24 protein-coding genes are annotated in these 24219 nt (G+C 46.1%); 17 read left to right on the top strand and 7 right to left on the bottom strand.

What is annotated here, in order from left to right:
- Positions 1 to 4: 4 nt before the first annotated feature.
- Positions 5 to 799 (top strand): MBL fold metallo-hydrolase, encoded by a 795-nt coding sequence (locus DYE48_RS07045; protein WP_115823016.1) that lies wholly within the window; start codon positions 5 to 7, stop codon positions 797 to 799.
- 80 nt (positions 800 to 879) lie between these two features.
- A complete protein-coding gene (locus DYE48_RS07050; RefSeq protein ID WP_089650681.1) occupies positions 880 to 2106 on the top strand; it encodes a S1C family serine protease in 1227 nt (408 codons plus the stop codon).
- Positions 2107 to 2514: 408 nt separating this feature from the next.
- On the opposite strand, the gene DYE48_RS07055 is transcribed toward DYE48_RS07050, so the two are convergent.
- Together DYE48_RS07055 and DYE48_RS07060 are read right to left on the bottom strand one after the other, a co-directional pair.
- The gene (locus DYE48_RS07055; protein ID WP_115823160.1) at positions 2515 to 3216 is read right to left on the bottom strand and encodes a DUF2306 domain-containing protein; all 702 of its coding nucleotides are present in this window, start codon (positions 3214 to 3216) and stop codon (positions 2515 to 2517) included.
- A gap of 108 nt (positions 3217 to 3324) precedes the next feature.
- Positions 3325 to 4665: an alanine/glycine:cation symporter family protein gene (locus DYE48_RS07060; protein ID WP_115823017.1), complete on the bottom strand. Its 1341-nt coding sequence runs from the start codon at positions 4663 to 4665 to the stop codon at positions 3325 to 3327.
- 268 nt (positions 4666 to 4933) lie between these two features.
- Between DYE48_RS07060 and ltaE the strand changes: the two genes are divergently transcribed.
- A complete protein-coding gene (gene ltaE, locus DYE48_RS07065) occupies positions 4934 to 5956 on the top strand; it encodes a low-specificity L-threonine aldolase (protein WP_167449460.1) in 1023 nt (340 codons plus the stop codon).
- Positions 5957 to 5997: 41 nt separating this feature from the next.
- Positions 5998 to 6183 (top strand): hypothetical protein, encoded by a 186-nt coding sequence (locus tag DYE48_RS07070; protein ID WP_089650678.1) that lies wholly within the window; start codon positions 5998 to 6000, stop codon positions 6181 to 6183.
- A gap of 36 nt (positions 6184 to 6219) precedes the next feature.
- Here DYE48_RS07070 and DYE48_RS07075 read toward each other — a convergent pair whose 3' ends face one another.
- The gene (locus DYE48_RS07075) at positions 6220 to 7581 is read right to left on the bottom strand and encodes an FAD-dependent oxidoreductase (RefSeq protein WP_115823018.1); all 1362 of its coding nucleotides are present in this window, start codon (positions 7579 to 7581) and stop codon (positions 6220 to 6222) included.
- 287 nt (positions 7582 to 7868) lie between these two features.
- On the opposite strand from DYE48_RS07075, the gene DYE48_RS07080 reads away from it, so the two are divergent.
- The 9 genes from DYE48_RS07080 (at position 7869) to DYE48_RS07120 (ending at position 17377) form a co-directional block, all read left to right on the top strand.
- A complete protein-coding gene (locus DYE48_RS07080) occupies positions 7869 to 8978 on the top strand; it encodes an endonuclease (RefSeq protein ID WP_244199397.1) in 1110 nt (369 codons plus the stop codon).
- A 175-nt stretch (positions 8979 to 9153) separates the two neighbouring features.
- The gene (locus DYE48_RS07085) at positions 9154 to 9621 is read left to right on the top strand and encodes an NUDIX hydrolase (RefSeq protein WP_115823020.1); all 468 of its coding nucleotides are present in this window, start codon (positions 9154 to 9156) and stop codon (positions 9619 to 9621) included.
- A gap of 66 nt (positions 9622 to 9687) precedes the next feature.
- Entirely contained in the window at positions 9688 to 10962 is a 1275-nt protein-coding gene (locus DYE48_RS07090; protein ID WP_244199389.1) for a M48 family metallopeptidase, read from the top strand.
- A 163-nt stretch (positions 10963 to 11125) separates the two neighbouring features.
- Positions 11126 to 12490, top strand: a complete 1365-nt coding sequence (locus tag DYE48_RS07095) for a sigma-54 interaction domain-containing protein (RefSeq protein WP_208639639.1) — start codon at positions 11126 to 11128, stop codon at positions 12488 to 12490.
- 204 nt (positions 12491 to 12694) lie between these two features.
- Positions 12695 to 13390: a CoA transferase subunit A gene (locus tag DYE48_RS07100; RefSeq protein WP_115823022.1), complete on the top strand. Its 696-nt coding sequence runs from the start codon at positions 12695 to 12697 to the stop codon at positions 13388 to 13390.
- 18 nt (positions 13391 to 13408) lie between these two features.
- Positions 13409 to 14089 carry a 3-oxoacid CoA-transferase subunit B gene (locus tag DYE48_RS07105; protein WP_115823023.1) on the top strand — a complete coding sequence of 227 codons (681 nt, stop codon included), beginning with the start codon at positions 13409 to 13411 and terminating at the stop codon, positions 14087 to 14089.
- A 12-nt stretch (positions 14090 to 14101) separates the two neighbouring features.
- The gene (locus DYE48_RS07110) at positions 14102 to 14878 is read left to right on the top strand and encodes a 3-hydroxybutyrate dehydrogenase (RefSeq protein WP_115823024.1); all 777 of its coding nucleotides are present in this window, start codon (positions 14102 to 14104) and stop codon (positions 14876 to 14878) included.
- Positions 14879 to 14896: 18 nt separating this feature from the next.
- On the top strand, positions 14897 to 16075 hold the full coding sequence (locus tag DYE48_RS07115; RefSeq protein WP_115823025.1) for a thiolase family protein: 1179 nt from the start codon (positions 14897 to 14899) through the stop codon (positions 16073 to 16075).
- Positions 16076 to 16093: 18 nt separating this feature from the next.
- Positions 16094 to 17377, top strand: coding sequence for a GntP family permease (locus DYE48_RS07120; protein ID WP_115823026.1), 1284 nt, complete (start codon positions 16094 to 16096; stop codon positions 17375 to 17377).
- Between the two features lie 122 nt (positions 17378 to 17499).
- On the opposite strand, the gene DYE48_RS07125 is transcribed toward DYE48_RS07120, so the two are convergent.
- Positions 17500 to 17802, bottom strand: coding sequence for a hypothetical protein (locus DYE48_RS07125; RefSeq protein ID WP_115823027.1), 303 nt, complete (start codon positions 17800 to 17802; stop codon positions 17500 to 17502).
- A 161-nt stretch (positions 17803 to 17963) separates the two neighbouring features.
- Here DYE48_RS07125 and rlmH point away from each other — a divergent pair, with 161 nt between their 5' ends.
- Together rlmH and DYE48_RS07135 are read left to right on the top strand one after the other, a co-directional pair.
- Complete coding sequence (gene rlmH / locus DYE48_RS07130; protein ID WP_115823028.1) at positions 17964 to 18443, top strand: 23S rRNA (pseudouridine(1915)-N(3))-methyltransferase RlmH; 480 nt, start codon at positions 17964 to 17966, stop codon at positions 18441 to 18443.
- A gap of 258 nt (positions 18444 to 18701) precedes the next feature.
- On the top strand, positions 18702 to 19781 hold the full coding sequence (locus DYE48_RS07135; RefSeq protein ID WP_115823029.1) for a hypothetical protein: 1080 nt from the start codon (positions 18702 to 18704) through the stop codon (positions 19779 to 19781).
- Between the two features lie 44 nt (positions 19782 to 19825).
- On the opposite strand, the gene DYE48_RS07140 is transcribed toward DYE48_RS07135, so the two are convergent.
- Complete coding sequence (locus tag DYE48_RS07140; RefSeq protein WP_115823030.1) at positions 19826 to 20899, bottom strand: hypothetical protein; 1074 nt, start codon at positions 20897 to 20899, stop codon at positions 19826 to 19828.
- Positions 20900 to 21215: 316 nt separating this feature from the next.
- Between DYE48_RS07140 and DYE48_RS07145 the strand changes: the two genes are divergently transcribed.
- On the top strand, positions 21216 to 21587 hold the full coding sequence (locus DYE48_RS07145) for a CidA/LrgA family protein (RefSeq protein ID WP_115823031.1): 372 nt from the start codon (positions 21216 to 21218) through the stop codon (positions 21585 to 21587).
- Positions 21580 to 22269 (top strand): LrgB family protein, encoded by a 690-nt coding sequence (locus DYE48_RS07150; protein ID WP_115823032.1) that lies wholly within the window; start codon positions 21580 to 21582, stop codon positions 22267 to 22269. Before DYE48_RS07145 ends, DYE48_RS07150 begins: the two co-directional genes overlap by 8 nt.
- A 40-nt stretch (positions 22270 to 22309) precedes the next feature.
- Here DYE48_RS07150 and DYE48_RS07155 read toward each other — a convergent pair whose 3' ends face one another.
- The gene (locus tag DYE48_RS07155; RefSeq protein ID WP_115823033.1) at positions 22310 to 22840 is read right to left on the bottom strand and encodes a hypothetical protein; all 531 of its coding nucleotides are present in this window, start codon (positions 22838 to 22840) and stop codon (positions 22310 to 22312) included.
- Positions 22841 to 22887: 47 nt separating this feature from the next.
- Complete coding sequence (locus DYE48_RS07160) at positions 22888 to 23961, bottom strand: serine hydrolase (protein WP_115823034.1); 1074 nt, start codon at positions 23959 to 23961, stop codon at positions 22888 to 22890.
- Positions 23962 to 24219: the final 258 nt, after the last annotated feature.

A 24219-nucleotide genomic window follows, 5' to 3' on the forward strand; every position in this document is an offset into this window, starting at 1 on the left:
TGGAATGAGCATGAGATTTAGTGTACTTGCTTCAGGCAGTACGGGGAACGCATTCTATATTGAATCGGGAGATGAGAGAATATTAGTGGATGCTGGCTTGAGTGGTAAGAAAATGGAAGGGTTGCTTGATCAAGTGAACATCGACCCACAATCCTTATCACGAATCCTTGTCACTCATGAGCATAGTGATCACATCAAAGGTCTTGGTATCATGGCAAGACGCTACAACCTTCCTATCTACGCAAATGAAAAAACTTGGAATGCGATGGAAGGGCAAATCGGCAAACTTTCCATCGATCAGAAATTCCACTTTTCTATGGAGGAGACGAAGACATTCGGGGGTCTGGATGTAGAATCCTTTGCCGTTTCTCATGACGCGGCAGATCCTATGTTTTATACGTTCCATAAGGACGGGAAGAAGATCGCCCTCGTTACCGATCTTGGCTATGTATCTGAACGGATAAAAAAGACAGTCGAAGGTGCTGACGCCTACATTTTCGAATCGAATCATGATGTGAGCATGCTTCGAATGGGACGCTACCCATGGAATGTGAAACGACGCATATTAGGGGATTCCGGACACGTTTCCAATGAGGATTGTGCCCTGGCCCTCACCGATATCATTACGGACCAGACGAAAAGAATCTACCTTGCGCATTTGAGTCTGGATAACAATATGAAAGACCTGGCCCATATGTCTGTTAAAAATGTTTTAGAAGAGCGCGGATTTGAAGTGGGCCGCCACATTGAATTGCATGATACGGACCCACAGAAAGCCACACCAATCTTTGAGGTTTAAAAGGTTTTAAATGGTAAAGAATAAGGAAACAGTACCTTAGAAATTTACGGAGAGCGTAAGAAAGGTAAGGTGAAAGAGGCGTGGGTTATTATGATGATCATTCCCCTACCCGTCAGCAGAAACAGCAGCGCAGACGGTGGGTGATGCCGACGATTGTCGGAGGTATTTTAGGAGCTGTTCTTGTCTTATTGGCTTTGCCTGCTTTGGTACAAACCGAGCTGCTTCCCTATGATATGACTATCCCTGAGGATGAAAGTGGACTAGTTGAAGATGATCAGGAGCTGACAGGTGGAACGACTAAAAATGTCGAGCTTGATGTAAATACGCAAATCACCGATGTGGTTGAAAAAGTGACTCCTTCCGTTGTCGGAGTGGTCAACTTGCAGACACGCCAGGATTTTTGGCAGCAGGAAGGTGACTCCGCCCAACAGGCAGGAGTAGGATCCGGTGTTATTTATAAAAAGGAAGACGGAACCGCTTATGTCGTGACGAACAACCACGTCATTGAAGGGGCAAGTGAAATTGAAGTCGTCCTTGCTGATGAAACAAGGGTCAAAGCCCAACTGATCGGAGGAGATTTATTTACCGATTTGGCCGTTTTGAAAATGCCGGCCGATCAAGTCGAACAAGTCGCTGAGCTCGGCACTTCAGAGAACTTGAAGGTGGGTGAACCGGCCATCGCTATCGGTAATCCGCTTGGTCTCAGTTTCGCAGGCTCAGTCACTCAAGGAATCATCAGTGGTAAGGAGCGGGCGATTCCTCAGGACTTCAATGGAGATGGGATGGAAGACTGGCAGGCAGAAGTCATTCAGACAGATGCAGCCATAAACCCTGGAAACAGTGGTGGTGCACTTATTAACATTGATGGTCAATTGATTGGGATTAACTCGATGAAAATTGCTCAGTCTGCCGTCGAAGGCATCGGTTTTGCTATACCGATTGATTCAGCCAAGCCAATCATTGATGAATTGGAACAATACGGCCAGGTGAATCGTCCGTACATTGGTATTGAAGCCTATGGGCTGAATGAGGTACCGACGTCTGAATGGAGCAATACGTTGAACCTCCCACAAGATGTAGACGGTGGATTGTATATCCGCAGCATTCGTCAAATGTCTCCAGCTGCTAAAGCAGGTCTTGAGCCATTGGATGTCATCACCGCCCTTGATGGAGAATCCGTACGGGACATCATCGACTTACGTAAGTACTTGTACAATGAAAAAGATCCGGGGGATGAGATGGAAATCACGTATTATCGAGATGGTGAGCAAGCGACAACCACTCTGACGCTGGGATCTCAAGAGTAACCCACACAAAAAGAGTATCCAATCATGGATACTCTTTTTCACTGTCAAATTTCGCTATAATTCTACGAAATTCACTCCAATGTTATCCACAGGGTGTGAATAGTATTCTGGATAAGTGTCATATATGGTAGTAGAAAATATGTTCGCCACCATATAGATTTGCCATTTGTGTATATGTGGATAATTTCCGTGGATAACCTGTTTATATTCAGGGGAAACCTGTGAATATCAGAAAATTTACAAGGTTTGTGCATAAGTCTGTGGACAATTGTGGGTAACTATTTTCGTTAGTCTATATTTTCCACATGTGTATAAATGTAAACAGGGTTCTCCCCAACATTTCTTATTGTTTTTCATTGTTTGATCCCATCAAAAATTGTCTAATGGTAACGATAATCGAGAATTCTTTTAAGCGCTCTGTTTCTTCACGTTCTGAATCTTGAATTTCTTGCGGTAGTACCAATTGAACACGTAAATCACTGGGGTCAAAACGACGGTGGGCAGCAACCACAACCAGATGCTGGTGCTGGATATATTCAACAGACGTGGAGCACCAAAGACGGTAAAGGCGGTAAGAGTCGCAATCGAACAGCCAATTAAATTTCCGTAGTGCTCAAAATACCAGTGCATTTTATTTTGGGGTGGGGTCAGCCAGTAATACAATTGTCCCCCGCCAAGAATGATCCCTAAGATGGGGAAGTATTGAAGCAATGGAAAGTCGTACATCCATCCGACCACTATAGTGATGGCTGACATTAGGATAAGCAAACATGAAATTCCCAGGTCGTAAACGTTGCGGTGTTTTTCTGTCCGTCGTTTAAAACGCAGTACGCGGATGCCCATCCATGCCGTTGCCCCACTTAGTGTAGCGATGAAAAGCAGAAAAAAGGAAAAAGCTCGAGCTTCTGGTACCGTATAATCGAAAAATATGCGATAAATTCCCATATAGAGAGCTGTTGCTGCTACGGTGTACATGGCAGTGACGTAAACCCAGCCGACTTTTCTGTGGATGTTTCCGCCTTTTTTTGTTACAAGGGGAATCCAAAAGACGGCGAGAGCGCTGAATCCGGCGATGATATGGATGGTAAGCATGATTGAAAATAATAACATAGCGATCGCTCCTTTCAAGACCTCCTCCTATATATACGCTTTCCTGAAGCTCCTCCCCTCCTTTTTTACTAGATGTTTACAAAAAAAGACCGGCTGTCGCCGGTCTTTTTAGTCAAGTTGATCTTGCTGCCATGTTTTCTTAATGATTTTAGTTAAAGCAAGAATGGCAATCAAGTTCGGCAGCACCATAAGCGCATTGAACGTGTCGGCCATTTGCCACACAAAATCCACTTGGACAAGCGAACCTGCCACAATGAAAATCAACACTATGCCACGGTATAAAGGAACTCCTTTTTCACCGAACAAAAACTTCACGTTCACTTCCCCGAAATAAGCCCATCCGAGAATCGTTGTGAAGGCAAAGAATAAGAGGCAGATGGCGATGAATGGAATGCCGAATTCTCCGAGTCCGCGTGCAAACCCTTCTTGTGTAATCGCACTTCCCTGAAGATCTGTTTGATGGGCATCTGTAGTCAAAATAACCATGGCGGTCAGAGTACAGATGATGACGGTATCGATGAAAACGCCGACCATCGCGACGAGTCCCTGATGGGAAGGGCGCTTGACGTTTGCGATCGCATGGGCATGTGGAGTCGATCCCATGCCGGCTTCATTTGAAAAGAGCCCGCGTGCAATTCCGTAGCGAATCGCTTCTTTGATTGTGGCACCGAGGACACCACCGCCAGCTGCCTCAGGACTGATAGCGGCTTGGACGATGAGCTGCAGTGTCGGAAGAACCTGGTCCCAGAAGTTCACCATAATGATGAGGCTTCCAATGATATAGAGCAAGGCCATGACAGGGACGACATTTCCTGCAAAGGACGAAATCCGAGTAATGCCTCCAAATAGAATGAGGCCTATGAAAAAGGCGACGGCAACTCCTAAGCCGAGGTTAAGCGTTGTGGAACTTGATCCCATCGCTTCGTTCATCGCGGTCGTAATCGCATTGGACTGGACCATATTTCCGACAAATCCAAGAGCGATGATGATGGCAATGGCAAAGAATCCGGCGAGCCACTTGCTGCCAAGCCCGTCCCGGATGTAATACGCAGGACCGCCGTGGACCTGGTCTCCTTTTTTCACTTTATAAAGCTGAGCGAGAACGGCTTCTGCGAAAATCGTTGCCATCCCGAAGAAGGAGCTGATCCACATCCAGAAAATCGCCCCGGGACCGCCAGCTGCGATGGCGGTGGCGACACCAGCGAGGTTTCCTGTCCCGACTTGGGCGGATATTGAGGTCGCAAGCGCCTTGAAGGAGTGGATGCCTTCTGTTTTTTCTTTTTTGAAAAGGGGTGCGAACGTCTGCTTGAATCCTTGTCCAAGGGAGCGGACCTGAATGAAGCGCAGTTGAAATGTCAGCCATACGCCGGTCCCAAGCAGGAAAATCAGCATGACTGGTCCCCATAAAAAGCTATTAATCTCTATGAATACGTTGGTTAGTTGTTCCATGGGTAAGATCCTTTCTTTCTTTAACATACGACCATGAAAAAGAGTATCTCACTTGCAAGCGTTTTAGTACAAGAGGAAAAGTTATTAAGGAATTCGACAGCATAAATTTAGTATTCGACAAAACTATTTAAGAATTCGACAGCATTATTTTAGTATTCGACAAAACTACTTGAGAATTCGACAACGATATTTAAGTATCCGCCACCACCGCTATTGCTTTCCAAACGCTGAAGAATTTACGTACAATAGAAAAAAAGGAGGGGTACTTATGATTGACTTAAGAAGTGATACCGTAACCAAACCGACGATGGCGATGCGTCAGGCAGCGTTTGAAGCAGATGTCGGGGATGATGTGTATGAAGAAGATCCTACTGTGAAAAAGCTTGAAGACAAGGCGTCGGAAATGCTCGGGAAAGAGGCGGCTTTGTTTGTGACCAGTGGCACGCAGGGAAACCAGATTGCCGTTTTGACCCACTGCAGCCCTGGGGATGAAGTGCTTCTGGAAGCGAACGCCCACCTTTTTCTATATGAAGGTGCGTCGATGTCGGCACTTGCTGGGGTGCAGCCACGGACGATTCAAGGGACACGTGGGGTGATGGACCCTGAAGATGTGAAGGCCACGATTCGGCCGGACGACATTCATTTTCCGGAAACGAGCTTGATCTGCCTTGAGAACACGCATAACAAAGCGGGGGGCGTTGTCGTGCCGCTTGAAAATATGCAGGCGATTTATGAAGTGGCGAGAGAAGAAGGGATACCCGTCCATCTCGATGGTGCACGCTTGTTCAATGCATCTGTCGCCTCTGGAATCTCATTGCACCGGTACGCTGATCAAACCGATACGGTGCAGGTGTGTTTGTCGAAAGGATTGGGAGCACCGGTCGGATCGATCATTGCCGGTTCCTATGATTTTATTAAGAAAGCGCGAAAATGGAGAAAGCGTCTCGGCGGCGGATTGCGCCAAGTTGGGATGGTTGCTGCACCTGCGTATGTGGCCTTGACCGAGATGGTGGACCGGCTAGCGGAGGACCACGCGCATGCAAGGCAGCTGGCGAACGGTCTTCAGCATGTAGAAGGGCTGAAGATTGAAAAAGTGGAAACGAATATCGTACTCGTTCATGTGGATGGACTGGGAGAGACGGCCGAATCCTTTTTACATAAGCTCGAAGGAGACGGCATTCTTGCGGTGCCCTTCGGCCCGACTACAGTCAGGTTTGTCACAAATTATGACGTGAGTGAAAGAGACATAGACCAGGTCATTGATGTGATCATTTCCCGTTATCAGTATTAGGATTATCTTTTCATGAATAGGGTATAGATAGGCAATAACCCATGGAGGTGGCGTTCATAGCGGACATCCGAGCAAATCAAGTCAGACGAGGTCCGTCGATCAATGACGAAAAATTTGCTGACATGTTGTTCAAGGATTCTTTTGTTGATGGCATTCCGCTGGATGAGCTTGGCAAGGATTTGAGAAGGATGAAACGATATAGAAAAGAATTGGATAAGCGAAAATAGTCAAACCCCCATGGATGAATCCATGGGGGTCATTTATTATACAAGTTCAGGTAGTCGTTGTGGATCCTGGGACTGTGCTTCAAGACCAGCTTTGTTCAGGAAGTTCCACGGTTGGTTGAAGTGGGGCTGGAAAAAGAAATCCGTGTACGCTAGTTCGTCGATCGTCATGCCTGTTTGAATGCACACGCTCATCGTGTTGATGGATTGTGTCACGTCCGCTTTGGAAATGACTTGTGCACCAAGGATGCGGCGGGAATCCGGGTTGATCGTTACTTTCAGCATCACTTTTTCTGCTGTCGGCATAAACGCTGGGCGATGAGTGTCTTCGATTGTGATGTTTTTCACATAAATGCCTAAAAGTTGAGCAGATGTTTCCGAAAGTCCAGTGGAAGCCATGTTTAGATCGAAAATGTGAAGTCCGGATGTGCCTTGTGTTCCGACGTGTTTCATCGTCGGTTCGATTAAATTGCGGGCGGCTAATGTCCCCATACGGACGGCATTCGTTGCAAGTGGAATATACATGTGTCCGCCTGTCGGATTGTAAGGAACGGCACAACAGTCACCCGCAGCGAAAATTTCAGAGTCGCTCGTTTGCATATATTCATTGACTTTAATCGCGCCGTTATCAAGCATATCTACTTTTCCTTTTAATAGATCCGTGTTTGGACGGAAGCCGACGCAAAGGATGACAAGGTCCGTTTCGTACGTTCCATTGTTTGTTGTGACGGTAGAAACAGATCCGTTGGTTCCTTCAAAACGCTGGACTGTTTCGTTCATAGCTAGCTCAATGCCGCGTGCTTTGAAATCATTTTCAACCATAGTGGTGAACTCTTCATCTAAATATTTGTTCAAGATTCGACCTGCACCATCGATGAGTGTCACGTCTTTGCCTGCTTTTTCAAAAGCTTCAACAAGCTCGACCCCGATATAGCCGGCGCCGACGACCGTCACCTTTTGCGCGTCTTTCGCACGCTCGATGATGGTGTTTGCCTGGTGGTAGTTTTTCGCAAGTAAGATGTTATCAAGCCCGATGCCTTCGATGGGAGGGGTGACTGGCCAGGAACCTGTCGTCATGATGAGCTTATCGTACGTGTCGTGAATTTTTTCACCTGTGACAAGGTTTGTAGCTTCAATCGTTCTTCTGACTGTATCAATGTGTTCCACGTCATGCTGCATCTTCATCGTCACACCAAGGTTTTGCAGCTCTTCAGGGGAAGAATAAAACAGCCCCTGCGGATCATTGACGACTCCACCGACGTATAACGCTAAACCACAAGATAAAAAGGATACATTGTCATTTCGCTCATAAACCGTAATGTCTGCCTCAGGGTAAAGTTTCGCCATATTTGTAACCGCAGCCGTACCTGCGTGAGTGCTTCCAATAACAGCAATTTTCATGGTAAATCCTCCTTGAAAGTACATGTGAAATATTTCACATGTTCAATATGTTTTTATTATAAAACGGTTCATTTAGAAAAACAACCATTTTGTTCAGTATTTCACAAAATAATTTTCCTTTTTTTGTTGTACCAGGTCATACATATTTTGGAATTATTATATACGCAGCGTAAAAGGCCTGTGAGGTTTGTATTAATTTTGCGGTTTGCTGAAGGAAATTATGACCGGGCATGGAAGAGGTAGGCGAAGGTCTAATTTCTATCAAGGGAGTGTTTGATTTGAAAAGGATGGTTGTTTTCGTTTTTAGTCTTGTCTTTATTTTATCTTCCCATGGTGTTCAGGCTGCTGGAACGATAACCGTAGGGGATGCTTTGTACACCCCGAATGGAACAGATGTAGCGGTAGAAGGGTATATTGTAGGGGTTCCTGTAGGCATTGATACGGTTGAGCAGAGCAATTTCACGAGTGATTATGCTCTAGCAGTAGCGGATGATGCTTCCGAAACTCAGGTGGACGACATGATTTTTGTGAAGTTGGATTCAGAATATCGTAGTGAATACGGCCTGCAAAACAACCCAGGGCTGATGGGGACGAAAATTAGAATCGATGGTACGAGGGATGATTATTTCGCTCACCAGGGAATTGAATATGTGACATCGTTATCCAAAGTTTCTAAGGATGATGGCGGAAGCGGTGATGACGATGGAAGTACATACACAGGCAGCTACTATCAAGATGCGGAAGGTTTGTCCGGTTATGCATTGAAACAATCGCTGCATGAGATCATTGATGACCATACCGAGCTTTCTTATTCCAACGTCTGGGATGCGCTGCGTCATACAGATGAAGATCCATCAAACTCGAACAATGTATTGCTTTTATACTCCGGAAAGTCCTACAGCAAGTATGACAACGGTGGTTATGTCGATGACTGGAACCGTGAGCACGTCTGGGCGAAGTCACATGGGGATTTCGGAACGTCGATGGGTGCAGGTACAGATATCCACCATCTTCGTCCTACAGATGTAACAGTCAATTCGGCTCGCGGGAATCTGGATTTTGATGAAGGGGGATCTGCTTTTTACGAAGCGCCGGGTACTTATTATGACGGAGATTCCTGGGAACCTCGCGACGCGGTAAAAGGGGACGTCGCCCGAATGATTTTCTATATGGCCGTCCGTTATGAAGGGGATCAGGGAGAATTGGATTTAGAAATTGCCGATTATGTAGGGACGAGCGGTCCATACTTAGGAAGGCTTTCCGTGCTGAAGGAATGGCATGCGCAGGACCCCGTTGACGACTTTGAACGCAACCGAAATGAAGTCATTTTTAATGATTACCAGGGAAATCGAAATCCATTCATCGATCATCCAGAATACGTTGAACAGATATGGTAAAAGTAGTAAGACAGCAACCGGGCCTCTATCAAGGTCCGGTTTTTTATAGGTTCGATTTACCAATATATGTATGACCTGGTACAACAATATTTGGGTGTGTTGATTCATCCATGCAGGAGTTTGGTTTTGGGGTGTAGTAGTTTATAGGGTATGAGATTTTCAAGGAGGGGATTAGATGGCGAAGGATGTTCGGTTTAAGGTAGATAGGCATCGATTCAACTATAGAGCGGCAGGTATATTGATAGAAAACGATCATGTACTTTTACATAAACAGGTGAATGATTCTTATTGGGCACTGCCGGGCGGGGGCGTTGAGCTTGGGGAAGCGTCTCAAGATACAATTGTAAGAGAGATGGAAGAAGAGCTTGGATATGCTGTTGAGGTGGAACGGACCGTATGGATGGCGGAGACGTTTTTTGAACACCGTGGGGATGCCATGCATGAGGTGGCTTTCTACTATTTACTAAACACTGAAAAACCGAGGTTCAGAGAAGGACCTTTTCATGGACTGGAAGGAGAGCGGCTGATCTATCAATGGATGCCAATGAATGATTTAGATAAAGTCGAAGTACGACCGCCTTTTCTAGGAAAAGCGTTAACAAATGTTCCATGTGAAACATCGCATCTCGTCGTGAAGGGATAAGAGAGTTCTAGGCGCTTACAGATGCTCGTACAATGGTACGAGTCCTATTTATTCGGAGGTGGGGAAGTGAAGAGGAAATTCGTCACTTGGACGCTCGTGTTGTATGCCATTTATGGTCTTTTGCTGGGCCTTTATTTCTTCCAATGGACAGATGTCGGTGTTCCACCAGCCTATGAAGGAACAGCCGCAGACCCGACGACATTCATGACGGAAAAAGAGCTCGAGCTGAGTCAGGAGTATTCGAGGTATAAGAACTTCTTATCTTTTCTTGGGGAGCCGCTTGAATGGATCATTTACCTTGGTGTGATGATCTTTGGTGCCTCGGTTGTTTTTAAAAATTTCGGCAAGCAGATTTCCCGTTTCCGCATCATTCAAATTCCAATCTTCGTTTTACTGCTGCAAACGTTGACGACGATTCTTTTATTTCCGTTGGATTATGCGAGACGATGGCTGTCTGTAGAATATGGCATTTCCACACAAAGCTTTTCCAGCTGGATGCGTGATGAGCTGGTCGGATTTTGGATCGGGTTCATCATCATGGCGCTTCTCATCACCGTCCTATACTTCCTTATGAAAAAGTTCGAAAAACGCTGGTGGCTGATTGCCTGGGTGCTCATGATCCCATTTTTATTTTTCATGATGTACTTACAGCCGGTCGTCATCGATCCGCTTTACAACGACTTCACTGAGCTTCAAGACAAGCAGCTGGAAGAAAAAATTCTCGCGCTTGCGGATGAAGCAGACGTTCCTGCTGAGCGGGTGTATGAAGTGAATATGTCCGAAAAGACGAACAGCATGAATGCCTATGTGAACGGCATAGGTTCGAATTTGCGCATCGTGTTGTGGGATACGACACTGAACCGCCTTCAGGAAAATGAAGTGCTGTTTATCATGGCGCATGAAATCGGTCATTACGTCATGAATCACTTGTATTGGAATTTAGCTGGTGTTATTGTCGCGACGTTCTTTGGACTTTTCTTCACCTATCATTTATTGCGGTATGCAACGCTTAGATGGGGAGAACGGCTTGGCTTCACAAAAGTATCGGATATCGCCAGTCTGCCGATGTTTTTCCTCATCCTGACGATGCTTTCGTTTTTATCAAGTCCAGTGGAGCTTGCCATTTCAAGGAATGCCGAAACAGATGCCGACCAGTACGCGATTGAAATGACCCAGGATCCGGATGGGGCGATTGGATCGTTCCAGGAGCTTACGGTGAACGGGTTGAGCGACGTCCACCCGCCTGCGCTCGTCAAATATTTACGCTACGGACATCCGACAATGATGGAACGCATCCATATGCTAGAGTCTTATCAGGGCATTGATATGAAAGAAGAATAACAGACTTACAATATTTACCGCACCAGGTCATCCATATTCTGGATGACCTGGTGCGGTATTTTTTAGGTTGTATCTAGTATGTGTGGGGGTCTTCTGATAGACTTTTAATAAATGAGTATGTAAACGTTATCATGTTAAATAGGAAGAAAGAGGAGGGTATGGGATGCTTTCCATGCTTGAGGATTACCGGAATCAAGTACTTGAGACGTTGTTTGGAAATGTGGAACATTGTATTGTTGTTGTCGATCGGGAGGGCTGTATTTCTTACATGAATGAAAGTTATTGTCGCTTCATTGATGTGGATCAAACGATGGTGAAAGGAAAACATGTGACAGACGTTATTGAAAATACACGCATGCATATCGTTGCGGACACGGGAGAAGAGGAAATGGCCGATCTCCAGCAAATCCGAGGCGATTATATGATTGCCCATCGTATCCCACTCTGGGAAAACGGTGAGGTGATTGGTGCGCTGGGAATGGTTCTTTTCCGTGACACGGATGAATGGAAAATTATGAACACCCATATCAAGGACCTGCTTCTTGAGCTTGAAACCTACCGTAATCAAATGCAGCAGCAAAACGGGGCAAAGTACTCCCTGCATGACATCATTACGAGCTCCCCGGACGTTCTTCAGTTAAAGGAAAAAATACGCAAAACGGCGCATAGCGATGTTTCTGTTCTTTTGCGCGGCGAGAGCGGCACAGGGAAAGAGCTGTTTGCCCACAGCATTCATCACCTCAGTGAGCGGAGCACAAAGCCTTTTGTGAAGGTGAACTGTGCAGCCATCCCTGAGGATCTCATCGAAGCCGAGCTGTTTGGCTATCAGGATGGGGCGTTTACGGGTGCGAAAAAAGGTGGAAAGCCTGGGAAATTCCAGCTCGCCCATGGCGGTACGCTTTTTCTTGATGAAATCGGAGACATGCCTCTAAGAGCGCAGGTGAAAATCTTGCGCGCTCTCCAGGAAGGGGAAATCGAAGCGGTCGGAGCGGTTCACCCGCAAGAAGTGGATGTACGAATTATCGCCGCGACCAACCAGTCGTTGGAGGAAATGATTCAGGACCAACGTTTCCGTGAGGACCTCTTTTACCGAATCAATGTCGTCCAGATTGATATTCCTCCTCTCCGGACAAGACGCGGGGATATCAAAATCCTTTCCAAATATTTATTGCAAAAGGTGTCCGACCGTACGGGTAAACGTGTGGAGGAGTTTTCGAAAGCGGTCGAGGACGTCTTTTACAAATACCACTGGCCGGGCAATGTCCGTGAGCTTGAAAACGTTATTGAGTCAGCGGTGCATATGACCGACGGGGAAACGGTTCAATATGAGGACCTTCCTGCACATCTTCAAAAGGAATCCGCCCCTGTTCCGGAGGCGGAAACGCTGAAACAAATCGTCGAGCAGACCGAAAAACAAGCCATCCAAAAAGTGTTGAAAGAGGCGGATGGTGATAAAAGTTTGGCTGCAAAGCGGCTCGGCATCGGAAAATCCTCTCTTTATGACAAAGTAAAAAGATACAACCTCTAACCATTCCGAAATCCAGGAATCTATTCCGGAATTCTGGAATGGTTCTTTTTATACGTCAATGTAAGGGTTTTCATTAACTGCCTACGCCAAATTCCAGAAATCCGTAAAAGAGATTTCACAAAAGATTCAAAATCCTTGATGCAGCAATACCGTGAAGTTGGCATGAAACTTGCATGTAAAAGGATGAAGGGAGTGTGAAGACTCATGAAACAAATTTATTCATCATTTCATGAAGCTGTGAAAGATATAAAGGATCATTCAACAATTATGGTAGGAGGATTCGGGCTTGTCGGAATTCCGGAGAACTTGATTCTCGCCCTCGTCGAATCGAACGTGAAGCATTTGACCGTCATCTCTAATAACTGCGGGGTCGACGATTGGGGTCTTGGACTACTTTTGAAAAATAAACAGATCGATAAAATGATTGGCTCGTACGTTGGGGAAAACAAGGAATTTGAACGCCAGGTACTCGCGGGTGAGCTTGAAGTCGAACTTACGCCTCAAGGAACGTTAGCGGAGAAAATCCGTGCAGGTGGAGCTGGTATCCCGGCCTTTTACACACCAGCAGGAGTCGGTACGCCGATCGCGGAAGGCAAAGAGGTACGCACTTTCAATGGTAAGGAATACCTTTTACAAGAAGGGTTGACCGCAGACTTCAGTCTTGTCCGAGCATTTAGAGGCGACCGTCACGGAAATCTCGTCTACAACAAAACAGCCCGCAACTTCAACCCGATGATGGCAGCAGCTGGTGCAGTCACAATAGCGGAAGTTGAAGAACTCGTAGAGCCAGGTGAACTTGAAGCAGACGCGATCCATACGCCGGGTATTTACGTGCAAGGGCTTATTGAAGGGCAGCAGGAGAAGCGCATTGAACGTTACACGGTAAAAGCAGAAGCATAAATAGGAGGTAGATGAACAATGGCAGTACAAAAAGACAAAGCGGCAATCCGCGAAATGATTGCCCGACGAGCTGAACAGGAAATTGAAAGCGGTTACTATGTGAACCTCGGAATCGGTATGCCGACGATGGTGGCGAATTACATCCAGCCGGATAAAGAAGTCGTGCTTCAGTCAGAAAACGGCCTCTTGGGCATCGGCCGCTCGCCTTATGAGCATGAAGTCGATCCGGATTTGATCAACGCCGGAAAAGAAACGGTAACGGCGTCAGTCGGTGCCGCTTACTGCGACAGTGCGGAATCGTTTGCCATGATCCGCGGTGAGCACCTCGATTTAGCGATTTTAGGCGGCATGGAAGTGGCAGAAAACGGCGATCTTGCCAACTGGATGATTCCAGGAAAAATGATCAAAGGCATGGGTGGTGCGATGGACATCGTACACGGCTCGAAAAAGGTCGTCATTATCATGGATCACGTCAACAAACATGGCGATCCGAAGATTTTGAAGGAATGTAAACTGCCGCTGACAGGAAAAGGCGTTGTCGACCGCATCATCACGGACCGTGCGGTTATGGACGTGACGGAAGAAGGTCTGAAGCTAGTCGAAATCGCAGAAGGATGGACTGTGGACGAAATCAAAGCACAGACAGAAGCAGAACTGATCATCAGTGACGAACTTTTAAAAATGCCATCCAGCAAATAAGGAGGAACATCCATGGTTGAAAATAAAGTGGTATTCATTACAGGTGCAGCGAGTGGGATCGGCTACGAAATCGGAACCGAATTCGCCCGTAACGGCGCAAAAGTAGCGCTCAGTGATATCAACGAAGAAAAAGTGAAAGAAGCGGCGGATCGTCTGAATCAAGAAGGTCTGCAGGCGATTGGACTCGTCTGTGATGTCACGAAAGAAGAACAGATTCAGAGCGCGATCGACGAAACGGTAGAAAAATTCGGCCGTCTCGATGTGCTCGTCAACAATGCTGGTTTGCAGCACGTCGCATCGATCGAAGATTTCCCGACAGAGAAATTCGAACTGATTACGAAAATCATGCTGGTCGCCCCGTTCATGGCGACGAAACATGCTTTCCCGATCATGAAAAAACAAGGTTTCGGCCGCATCATCAACATGGCGTCTATCAACGGCCTGATTGGGTTCGCCGGTAAATCTGCCTATAACAGCGCGAAACATGGAGTTATCGGGCTTACGAAAGTGACGGCTCTTGAAGGTGCGGAAGACGGAATCACCGTCAATGCGGTCTGCCCAGGTTACGTCGACACGCCACTCGTAAGGAATCAGCTTGAGGATCTGGCTGAAAACCGTGGCGTTTCTTTAGAAAAAGCGCTGGAAGAAGTCATCTACCCACTTGTTCCACAAAAACGTCTTTTGTCCGTTCAGGAAATTGCAGATTATACGCTGTTCCTTGCAAGCAACAAGGCCAAAGGGGTCACAGGTCAAGCGGTCGTCATTGATGGCGGTTATACGACTCAATAAACGAAAGGGGATTTTTAAATGAAGCCAGTCTATATCGTAGAAGGGGCACGCACTCCGTTCGGCACGTTCGGCGGCGCCTTGAAAGACGTCGATCCGACCGATTTAGGTGTGACGGCAAGTAAAGAAGCATTGAAACGAAGCAGCATTTCTGCAGAACATATCGATCTCACCATCATGGGAAATGTCATCCATTCTTCCCAAAACGCGCCTTACCTAGCACGCCACATTTCATTGAAAACAGGGGTCCCGCACACAAGTCCGGCTCTTGCGGTCAACCGTTTGTGTGGATCAGGGATGCAATCCGTCATATCGGCTGCCCAGTCCATCCAGCTTGGCGAGGGGGAAACAGCGTTGGCCGGTGGTGTGGAAAGCATGAGTCTTGCACCTCACGCGATGCGTGGGAGCCGTTTTGGCACAAAACTCGGTACACCGAAAGTCGATGACATGCTCTGGGCTGCTCTGACGGATGAGTATATCGGAGCTGGCATGGGTGTCACTGGTGAAAATCTTGCGGAGAAATATGAAATCACAAGAGAACAGCAGGATGAGTATGCTACACGCAGCCACAAGCTTGCAGCGGAAGCCCGTTCATCTGGAAAATTCGCCGATGAAATTGTCCCTGTCGAAATTAAGACACGCAAAGGCACAAAAGTGGTCGACCAGGATGAGCACATCCGCGAAGGTACCAACCCTGAATCTTTGTCCAAGCTGAAGCCTGCCTTCAAAAAGGACGGCACGGTGACAGGCGGGAATGCAAGTGGAATCAATGACGGTGCAGGTGCTGTCGTTTTAGCAAGCGAAAATTATGTGAGCGATCACAATGTACAGCCGATCGCCAAAATCCTTTCTTGGTCTGTTGCCGGCGTTGAGCCTGAGTATATGGGCATCGGTCCTGCCCCAGCGATTCGTCAGGCATTGGAAAAAGCAGAGCTCTCGCTTGATGATATGGACCTCATCGAAGTGAACGAAGCGTTCGCCTCTCAATATCTTGCCGTTGAAAAAGAACTCGGCCTCGATCGTGACAAAGTGAATGTCAATGGTGGAGCCATCGCTCTCGGTCATCCGATCGGAGTAAGTGGCACACGTGTCCTGTACACGATGGTCAAGGAACTAAAACGCAGAGATGGACGTTACGGTGTCGCATCACTTTGCATCGGCGGCGGTCAAGGCATCGCCATGGTCGTCGAGACTCAATAAACCTAAGGAGGAAAAACCATGTTCGGAATTTTTCTCGGACTTGTCGTATTGATGGCCCTCGCCTACTTGGGCTGGTCCATCATCTGGGTGGCGCCCATCGCAGCTGGTGTCGTCGCCCTCACCGGCGGTCTCGATCTACTCGAAGCTTATAAAGATACATACATGGGCGGATTCGTCGCCTTCGCGAAAGACTGGTTCCCTGTCTTCATGCTCGGAGCCATTTTCGGAAAATTGATGGAAAACACAGGGATGGCCCGTTCTGTTGCGGTCGCCTTCACAAAATTGATTGGCACACAGCGCGCGATATTAGGGGTGCTCGTATCCGCCGCCGTTCTGACGTACGGTGGAGTCAGCCTGTTCGTCGTCGTTTTTGCTGTTTATCCATTGGCCCTATCCCTGTTCCGTGAAGCAAACATCAGCCGAAAGCTGATTCCTGCAACGGTCGCATTAGGTGCCTTTACGTTTACGATGACGGCCCTTCCAGGTTCACCGCAAATCCAGAACCTGATCCCGATGGAATACTTCCAGACGGACGCCATGGCAGCACCTGTAATGGGGGTCATTGCAGCCATCATCATGGGTGGCGGAGGCTACTTTTACCTGAGATGGCGTGAGAAGAAACTCGTCGCTCAAGGAGAGGTCTTCACCGAACCGAAAGAAAAGAAAGAAATCGAACAACCGGATACAACGCCGAACTTTTTCTTGTCCCTTCTGCCATTATTAACGGTTCTTCTTACATTGAATCTATTAAACTGGGACGTTGTCACTGCCTTGATTTCAGGAATTGTACTCATTATGCTTCTGAACGTCACGATGTTCAAAAAGTTCATCCCATCCATGAACAGTGGAGCTGCCGGTTCAGTTATCGCGATCATCAACACGAGTGCCGCGGTCGGATTCGGTACAGTCGTACGTGAAGTGCCCGGCTTCGCCAACCTGACACAATTGCTGATGGGTATCAAAGGAAATCCATTGATCTCAGAAGCAATTGCCGTTAACGTGCTTGCAGGTGCAACCGGTTCCGCATCTGGCGGTATGGGGATTGCGCTTGAAGCGTTAGGATCTAAATACTATGAAATCGCCATGAATACAGGCATCAGCCCGGAAGCTTTCCACCGTGTCGCTTCCCTATCCTCAGGCGGTCTCGATGCACTTCCGCACAACGGAGCGGTTCTGACATTGTTTGCGATTACAGGTATGACGCACAAAGACAGCTATAAAGATATTTTTGTCGTAGCCGTCCTAATTCCAGTAATCTCTGTAGCATTCGTTATTTTGTTGAATACGATCGGCATCCTATAAGAGTTGAATAGCCTTTATTTAACAGACCAGGTCATCCATATATTGGATGACCTTATTGGATGACCTGGTCTGTTTGTTATAAAAAAGCAATCCGGTAAAACCGGATTCCTTTGTGGTACGATCTATTTCTTTCTGTTGAACGTCTTATCTTTAATCGATTTAAACGCTTTTGAAGAATTGTCCACGGTCTTTCCAATGACATCTGAGCCTTTCTCGGAGGCTTTCTTAACGATATTGCCGGAAGAATCCACTGTTTTCCCAATCAGCCCGCCTTCACCCGCAATCGACTTAATGATCTTTCCAGAAGTATCGACCGTATTATGAATGAAGTCATTGGCCTCTTTGGACACACCTTTTACAAACCCATCCTCGTTCTTGTTTGCATCATTTTCCTTAGAGCAGTTGTTCTTTTCGAAATCGCTCATGCTGTCATCTCCTCTTTAGGAATTCAATCACCTTTCATATCTATGTGTAAGAAGGGTGCTTATGATTAATTTCCATATTATGTATGACCCGGTACACCTAATTATGGAAATCCACTTCGTGGTACACTAGAGACAAATGATTTGTTACGGAGGAGTACAGCATGAAGATTACAATTGTTACTGTTGGGAAGTTGAAGGAAAAGTATTTGAAGCAGGGGATTGCGGAATACGTGAAAAGGCTTGGTCCTTATGCGAAAGTAGATGTCGTCGAGGTTCCGGACGAAAAAGCACCGGAAAACTTGAGTGAAGCACAAATGGTCGAAGTGAAGCAAAAAGAGGGGGAACGTATTCTTTCGAAGATCTCTCAGGATACATATGTTATCACACTCGAAATTGAAGGAAAGCAGCTGACGTCAGAGAAGCTTGCGAAGAAAATGGATGAACTTGCGACGTACGGGAAGAGTAAAGTGGCGTTTGTCATCGGAGGTTCGCTTGGGTTGAGTAATGAGGTGCTGGAACGGAGTGATTTTGGCTTGTCGTTTTCGAATATGACGTTCCCTCATCAGTTGATGCGTTTGATGTTGGTGGAGCAGGTGTATCGGGCATTCAAGATTATACGAAATGAGCCTTATCATAAATGAAAATATGTCATGAATTCCATTACATTTAACCCCCATAATCTCATATATTGAGTAAAAAAGGGTGACGGCTCTTGAGAAAAGACATTTGTATCTTTAAACGCTTCCTGCCTCCCACGGCCACCATGGTTCATTTAGCAACCCCCAAGTCCAAGGCAGCCATATTAAGTACCGACCTTGATGGGGACGGTGTACAAGAAATCGCAGGCATCTACTATTGGCGAGGTGAAAACTATCTGATGATCCTGAAGCAAGGACCAAATGGATGGTACGTCGCTGATACTAAAAAAAGGTAAAGGGTATGGGGTCAGGTACTTAGGGGCGGTTCCATTAAAAAACAGAAACGAATACAACATCCTTGTAGGCTGGCAAGTAGGATCGATTTGGTCAGACCTCAGCGTTTATAAATGGGAAAATGGAGGATTCACAGATTTAGTTGAGGGCAATCAATACTTCAGTATGATTGATGTGGAAGACATGGAGGGCGAACAAGGAAGAGATGGACTCTACGAGGTAGCTTTGTGGAAGCATGATACCGGTTTGGCTTACACTGTAGAGGTTTTCCGTTTGGGACATGAAGGGTTTGAGAGGGCGGGAGACGTTTATCCCGCTTATTTTCAAAAGGTAGAACGCTATTATAGCTTACTTTTAAAAGAATATGATTCTTCTACGTATTGGTATTATTTAGCGGATGCACAAATAAGAACAGGTCGTAAACAGGAAGCTTACAAGTCTATTACTCGTGCTTTAGCATTTGAATATCCTTATCCATCAAGAGATAAGTTATTAATTTTAAGAAGGAATCTTTGTGATATTGAACCGTTTTCTAATCAAAAGGGGATTGATTTTTCATCGCTCACTTATGTTTGTTCAGAAACAGAAAGAGACCTAAAATTGGAAGCAGCGATTGAAAAGGAATATAATTTCAAACTATCTGAAGAAAACATCAGGTATTATTATAATAGAATCGACTTGAATAACGATGGGGACAAAGAGGTTTTTGTTTTTTTAGTTGGTCCATTTGTCTGCGGGACAGGTGGATGCAGTGCTGTTATTCTCAAGGAAAATGAAGGGGAGTATCAAGTGTTGTCACGCTTCTCCCTCGTAAGAAACCCCGTTATTGTATCCAAAACAACTACCAATGGGTATCGGGATCTGGTCATGTATGTGGCAGGTGGAGGAATCGAAGACTTTTTCGCTCAGGTGAAGTTCGATGGTAAGACCTATCCGCTGAACCCATCTGTCCAGCGGAAAGTCGCCCCTGGAACGAAGGTAGAAGGGGGGGCAATCGTGGCAGACGACTTGGCGAAGAGCAAAGGTATTCAATTAAATGAAGAGTAAAAATGAAAAAGTGACTGTTCCTCGTTACGGAAACAGGCACTTTTTTATTGGTAATTCACAATGGCTGGGCTTGGGTCGAGTTTCACAACTTCTTTCGGGGTCATCACCGGTTGGTCCTTATCATAGAAAACTTTAAAACCTCCATACTGTGAAGGCGTGTCGCGTACATATTTCTTATACAGCGCCATTTTATCAATGGATGAACCCCAACCATCAAAATTAAGCGCCACTTCAACATGGTCTGTGGGTTGAATGGCTTCTTTATTTGTGAGCACATGTTCCGTGAACTGGTGGACAAGAACAAACTTATCGGGCAGGTTATTTTTCTCTGTCAGCTTGGAAAGGTATTCAACGGCTTTTTGAACCTCTTTTCCATCCACCTGGCCGAGATCTTCTCCTGGTACTTCGCCTTCATCGACTTGAAATTCGGTGTCGATCGCAAGGTGAACGTTCGGATGCTTGAGCCATTTCTCAATGCTTTTCACCTGGTTCATCACCGTATCGGTACCAAGCTGGATATCGAGAAGAACGAGCGCATCGTGTTTCTCCGCGAGGTTTACATACTCCTCGATTTTTTCATCCGGGAGCTTACTCACGTATGTACCCTCAGGTCCCGGAGCGCGTTGGGCCATGGTCGTAATCAGTTCGATAGTTGGAACGGCCGGCCTTTCAGGATCAGCATTCGAGTAGGCCTGGGCCTGCTCTTTGAGCTGTTTCATAAGTTTCTCAGGCTCCATCGTGCCGAGAATGCCCATGTTTTCCGATTGAGGGGTCCCATAATAAGCGACAAGTCTATGATCCTTTAGCGGTCCGCTAGACTTATCTTCCATCCCCTTGCTGAGTGTCTCACCGACAGGAACGGAACGCTTGGGATCACCGCCGAGCGCTAGCTCCTCATCCGGCATATTCTTAAGTTCTTCTTTGGACAAGCGTTCCTTGAGTGGGACGGCGTCTTCAGATGGTTCTAACGCTTGATAAGGAGGCTCCGGGTCCTTTTTTTGTTCTGGTGCAGTTTCTTTTTTAGGGGCTTCTTCTGCCTCTTCTGAAGTCTGCTCCGCACAGGCTCCAAGCAGAACAATTAGTAGGGCTGCAAGCAGCAGTTGTATGAATTTTTTCATGATGTTACACACTTCCTTTTAACAGAAAAGATTGGTTGTTTAGGTACAATATAGAAGAATACTAACATATTGTGCATGATCCAAGGCTCATGTCATGAGAATGAAAAAGAAATATAAAGAAGTGTCTATGTATCATTTAAAGTTTGTACTTAATGATAAGATGATTCAGTACATGATGAGCAGGACAATCACTCTTACAGTAAGATTATTTCCTGTTCACTTAACAACTAGGGAGCAGGATTTTTGTATGCTCTTCACATTCCTATATAATAAAGGAAGAAAACTTCCATCTCACAACTAGAAAGAAGGATCACACGTGTCAAAAGCAGTCACTATTATTCTGCAAATCACCGGCTTATACATCATCTACTTACTCGGAACACTTATACAGAATACATTTAACCTTTTCATCCCAGGCAGCGTCATTGGCCTGGTCATCCTGTTCGCACTCTTATCATTAAAGATAGTCCCTGATCACTGGTTCAAACAGGGCGTGGGGTTCATGATCAAACATCTGCCGTTCTTTTTCATCCCGGCAACAGTCGGAGTCATAAGCTATGCGTATGTTTTTGAAGGGAAAGGGGTGCTTTTGATTCTCATCGGCTTATTGAGTACGGCTTTAGTGATGGGGATCTCAGGTTTCGTTGCTCAGTGGATGGCGAGAAGGAGGGAAGCTGCTCATGAGTAGTCTTCTTCCGGCTTCGTTCATAATCATCCTGACGATTCTTATCTATCAAGGGGCATTGTTCATCTATCGCAGGTTTCGCCGCATCTATACGGCCCCGATTATCTTGGCGACCGTGACCATAATCATTCTTTTACTGCTGTTCGATCTTTCTTATGATACGTATATGCTCGGCGGCAAGTGGATTGATTATTTGCTTGGTCCGGCAGTCGTTGCGCTTGCTTTCCCGCTTTATCAGTACCGTGATCTTTTGAAAAGGATGCTCCTGCCGATTTTGGTAGGGACTTCAGTTGGCGCGTTTATTGGTGTGACCTCTGGACTTTTGCTCAGCAAGTGGGCGGGTTTCAGTGAGTTGATCATCCACTCGATCGTTCCGAAATCAGTGACAACGCCTGTCGCGATGTCAATTGCGGAATCAAGCGGCGGTGTCATGCCGCTCGCAGCTGTTTTTGTCATGATTGCCGGCATTGGTGGAGTGCTAATCCACCCTGTGGTGATGCGCTTTTCCCGCCTCACCCACCCGCTTGGAAAAGGGGTCGGCATGGGGAGTGCCTCACATGCGATCGGGACGGCGACATCGATGGAGCGGGATCCGCTTGAAGGTTCTGTCAGTACGATCGCGATGGTGTTGAGTGCTGTCATCGTCTCGGTCCTGGCTCCGGGACTAACGTTACTACTCATGTAAAAAAGTGTCTGCCTCTATTCTTCTGAGCGCAGACACTTTTTTATTTTTTTGGCCAGATGAAATGGCTGATTGCAATGAGAAGGTCGACACTGAGGACCAGCGTCCAAAGCCTCAGTGCATTGATGAGTGCTTCTGTGCGTGAAGGGTCACCAATGAGAAAGAGCAGGCTTACAAGAAAAATCGCTCCGATTGAATAGGCGAGAACATGCTGCAGCCAGCTTTTAAAGTAGTGCTTAGCGTGGGGGATGCCGGAAAGTTTCTTTGGGCGCGGTCCTTCTTTTGTGAAGTAATATTGGAAACGAACATCCGCCCATTCAATCAGGCTTTTACCGAAGGCGACCGACACACCGATATAGACGGCAGCAATCCCATGGGTGATTGTGGCTGTAGCCCCGTTCCATAGGTGAACACTTGTCGTTACAAGTAAGATCAAATCAATGAGTGGGGTTAAAGCGAGTAACAACAGTCCTGCTCTTTTCTTTTTGAAAATATAACGTGTCACTAGTCCTGCGATGATGACAACCCAAAATCCGATTTCACTTGCGACAATCACCCAGGCGATCAAGTCCAATGGTTTTCCTCCTGCCCTTTTTTAAATCGTAATCTAAGTTTTACTACTCAAGAACTTATTTTCTTTCTATACTCCTTGTTGGTTAACAGGTGAAGCAAAAAGGAGTTAAAGTTCCTTTGCAGTTTTCTAGATTTTAAGACGTTCAAATTGTTGGCCAAGAACACGACCTCTGTCTGATTGCCTTCTTTATCCGTTGTATAGGAAGCATGCGTGAAAACAAATAAAGTCGAGCCTCCTTTCATCCCACCGTGGTCGATCCACTTTCTGTTTGCTGAATGTATGTACAAAGCATAACCTAGGATTTCTTCAATACATCGTTGCATCTGATCATCAAATGTCCCTCTTCGATTGATGACCTGCATGAGGGTCAAATAGTCTTGGGCTGATGCTGCGGGTAATCGGTCAGACCATATCTTTTGGAACTCAACACCCAGCTTAACTTCGTCCATGTATCCTCTCTGTTCGTTTGCAGCTAAATGCTCATGAATTTCCAGAGAACAGTCAATATATTCCTCTCTAGACATGCCCTCAAGTCTCTTTAGAAGATCATTTTTATCCGTAACCTTCTCCTTGGTTTCAATATAGGAAGGGATGTACAAGGATGAGACAATTGGGAATATGGGTGTATGGCTCTCCATATGAAGAGACGTTGGTAAAAGATTGATAGCTTCTAAGCCAAGGTAATTCATTAGGAATTCTGTGTTAGCATTGGAGCTGTAGGCAATCATTCCAATCGCGATTTCTTTTAAGGTGTACTGGTCTTTGTCGGAATTGGCACGAACCCATTGTTTGTGAGCACCGCCATCTGTCCCTTCCATATAGAATTTCAAAAGTTCCTCTTTAGGAATCCATGCATTTTCATCAATTTTGTTATCGCTCACTTGTCTTGCAAATGCAATTGCAATGATGATTTTCACAGTACTTGCTAAAGGTAGAACAGTATGTGGATTGATTGAAATGATGGGTTCATCGTTGCGTTTGATTATAAGTGAAACGTCATCTTTTTCTCTTCTTTTCTCGGCATAATTGATGACCATATCAAAATTGTTATAAAATATTTTCCATAATACAATGGCGGTTAAGGCAATCGCTACCCCTATTGGAATGAATTGGTCGGTCAAAGGAAAGTCTCCCCTCTATAGTAGATTGAGTTCATGCATGTAGCCTTTTATATGTTTACGTTTGCATTTAAGATTTGTTTCATTTTTCCATTTGGGAGGAGTACCATTCTGTCGACTGATTTAGAGGTTAAAATAAAAAGACCTGTCCAAGACGGATTTTAAAAAATTCACTCATACCCTAGATATAACACGTAAGTAACCAACAGGCTGAGGAAGCCCGGAAGCCCGGAAGCCCGGAAGCCCGGAAGCCCGGAAGCC

Origin of the sequence: Halobacillus trueperi (genome assembly GCF_003386945.1) — a bacterium.
GTDB lineage: Bacteria > Bacillota > Bacilli > Bacillales > Halobacillaceae > Halobacillus > Halobacillus aidingensis.

What these genes read in the sequence shown, in the direction of transcription:
- DYE48_RS07045 (WP_115823016.1), top strand. Translation starts at nt 5, where the DNA reads ATGAGCATGAGATTTAGTGTACTTGCTTCAGGCAGTACGGGGAACGCA.
- DYE48_RS07055 (WP_115823160.1), bottom strand. Translation starts at nt 3,216, where the DNA reads ATGTTATTATTTTCAATCATGCTTACCATCCATATCATCGCCGGATTC.
- DYE48_RS07060 (WP_115823017.1), bottom strand. Translation starts at nt 4,665, where the DNA reads ATGGAACAACTAACCAACGTATTCATAGAGATTAATAGCTTTTTATGG.
- ltaE (WP_167449460.1), top strand. Translation starts at nt 4,934, where the DNA reads ATGATTGACTTAAGAAGTGATACCGTAACCAAACCGACGATGGCGATG.
- DYE48_RS07070 (WP_089650678.1), top strand. Translation starts at nt 5,998, where the DNA reads ATGGAGGTGGCGTTCATAGCGGACATCCGAGCAAATCAAGTCAGACGA.
- DYE48_RS07075 (WP_115823018.1), bottom strand. Translation starts at nt 7,581, where the DNA reads ATGAAAATTGCTGTTATTGGAAGCACTCACGCAGGTACGGCTGCGGTT.
- DYE48_RS07080 (WP_244199397.1), top strand. Translation starts at nt 7,869, where the DNA reads ATGGTTGTTTTCGTTTTTAGTCTTGTCTTTATTTTATCTTCCCATGGT.
- DYE48_RS07085 (WP_115823020.1), top strand. Translation starts at nt 9,154, where the DNA reads ATGGCGAAGGATGTTCGGTTTAAGGTAGATAGGCATCGATTCAACTAT.
- DYE48_RS07095 (WP_208639639.1), top strand. Translation starts at nt 11,126, where the DNA reads ATGCTTTCCATGCTTGAGGATTACCGGAATCAAGTACTTGAGACGTTG.
- DYE48_RS07100 (WP_115823022.1), top strand. Translation starts at nt 12,695, where the DNA reads ATGAAACAAATTTATTCATCATTTCATGAAGCTGTGAAAGATATAAAG.
- DYE48_RS07105 (WP_115823023.1), top strand. Translation starts at nt 13,409, where the DNA reads ATGGCAGTACAAAAAGACAAAGCGGCAATCCGCGAAATGATTGCCCGA.
- DYE48_RS07110 (WP_115823024.1), top strand. Translation starts at nt 14,102, where the DNA reads ATGGTTGAAAATAAAGTGGTATTCATTACAGGTGCAGCGAGTGGGATC.
- DYE48_RS07115 (WP_115823025.1), top strand. Translation starts at nt 14,897, where the DNA reads ATGAAGCCAGTCTATATCGTAGAAGGGGCACGCACTCCGTTCGGCACG.
- DYE48_RS07120 (WP_115823026.1), top strand. Translation starts at nt 16,094, where the DNA reads ATGTTCGGAATTTTTCTCGGACTTGTCGTATTGATGGCCCTCGCCTAC.
- DYE48_RS07125 (WP_115823027.1), bottom strand. Translation starts at nt 17,802, where the DNA reads ATGAGCGATTTCGAAAAGAACAACTGCTCTAAGGAAAATGATGCAAAC.
- rlmH (WP_115823028.1), top strand. Translation starts at nt 17,964, where the DNA reads ATGAAGATTACAATTGTTACTGTTGGGAAGTTGAAGGAAAAGTATTTG.
- DYE48_RS07135 (WP_115823029.1), top strand. Translation starts at nt 18,702, where the DNA reads ATGGATGGTACGTCGCTGATACTAAAAAAAGGTAAAGGGTATGGGGTC.
- DYE48_RS07140 (WP_115823030.1), bottom strand. Translation starts at nt 20,899, where the DNA reads ATGAAAAAATTCATACAACTGCTGCTTGCAGCCCTACTAATTGTTCTG.
- DYE48_RS07150 (WP_115823032.1), top strand. Translation starts at nt 21,580, where the DNA reads ATGAGTAGTCTTCTTCCGGCTTCGTTCATAATCATCCTGACGATTCTT.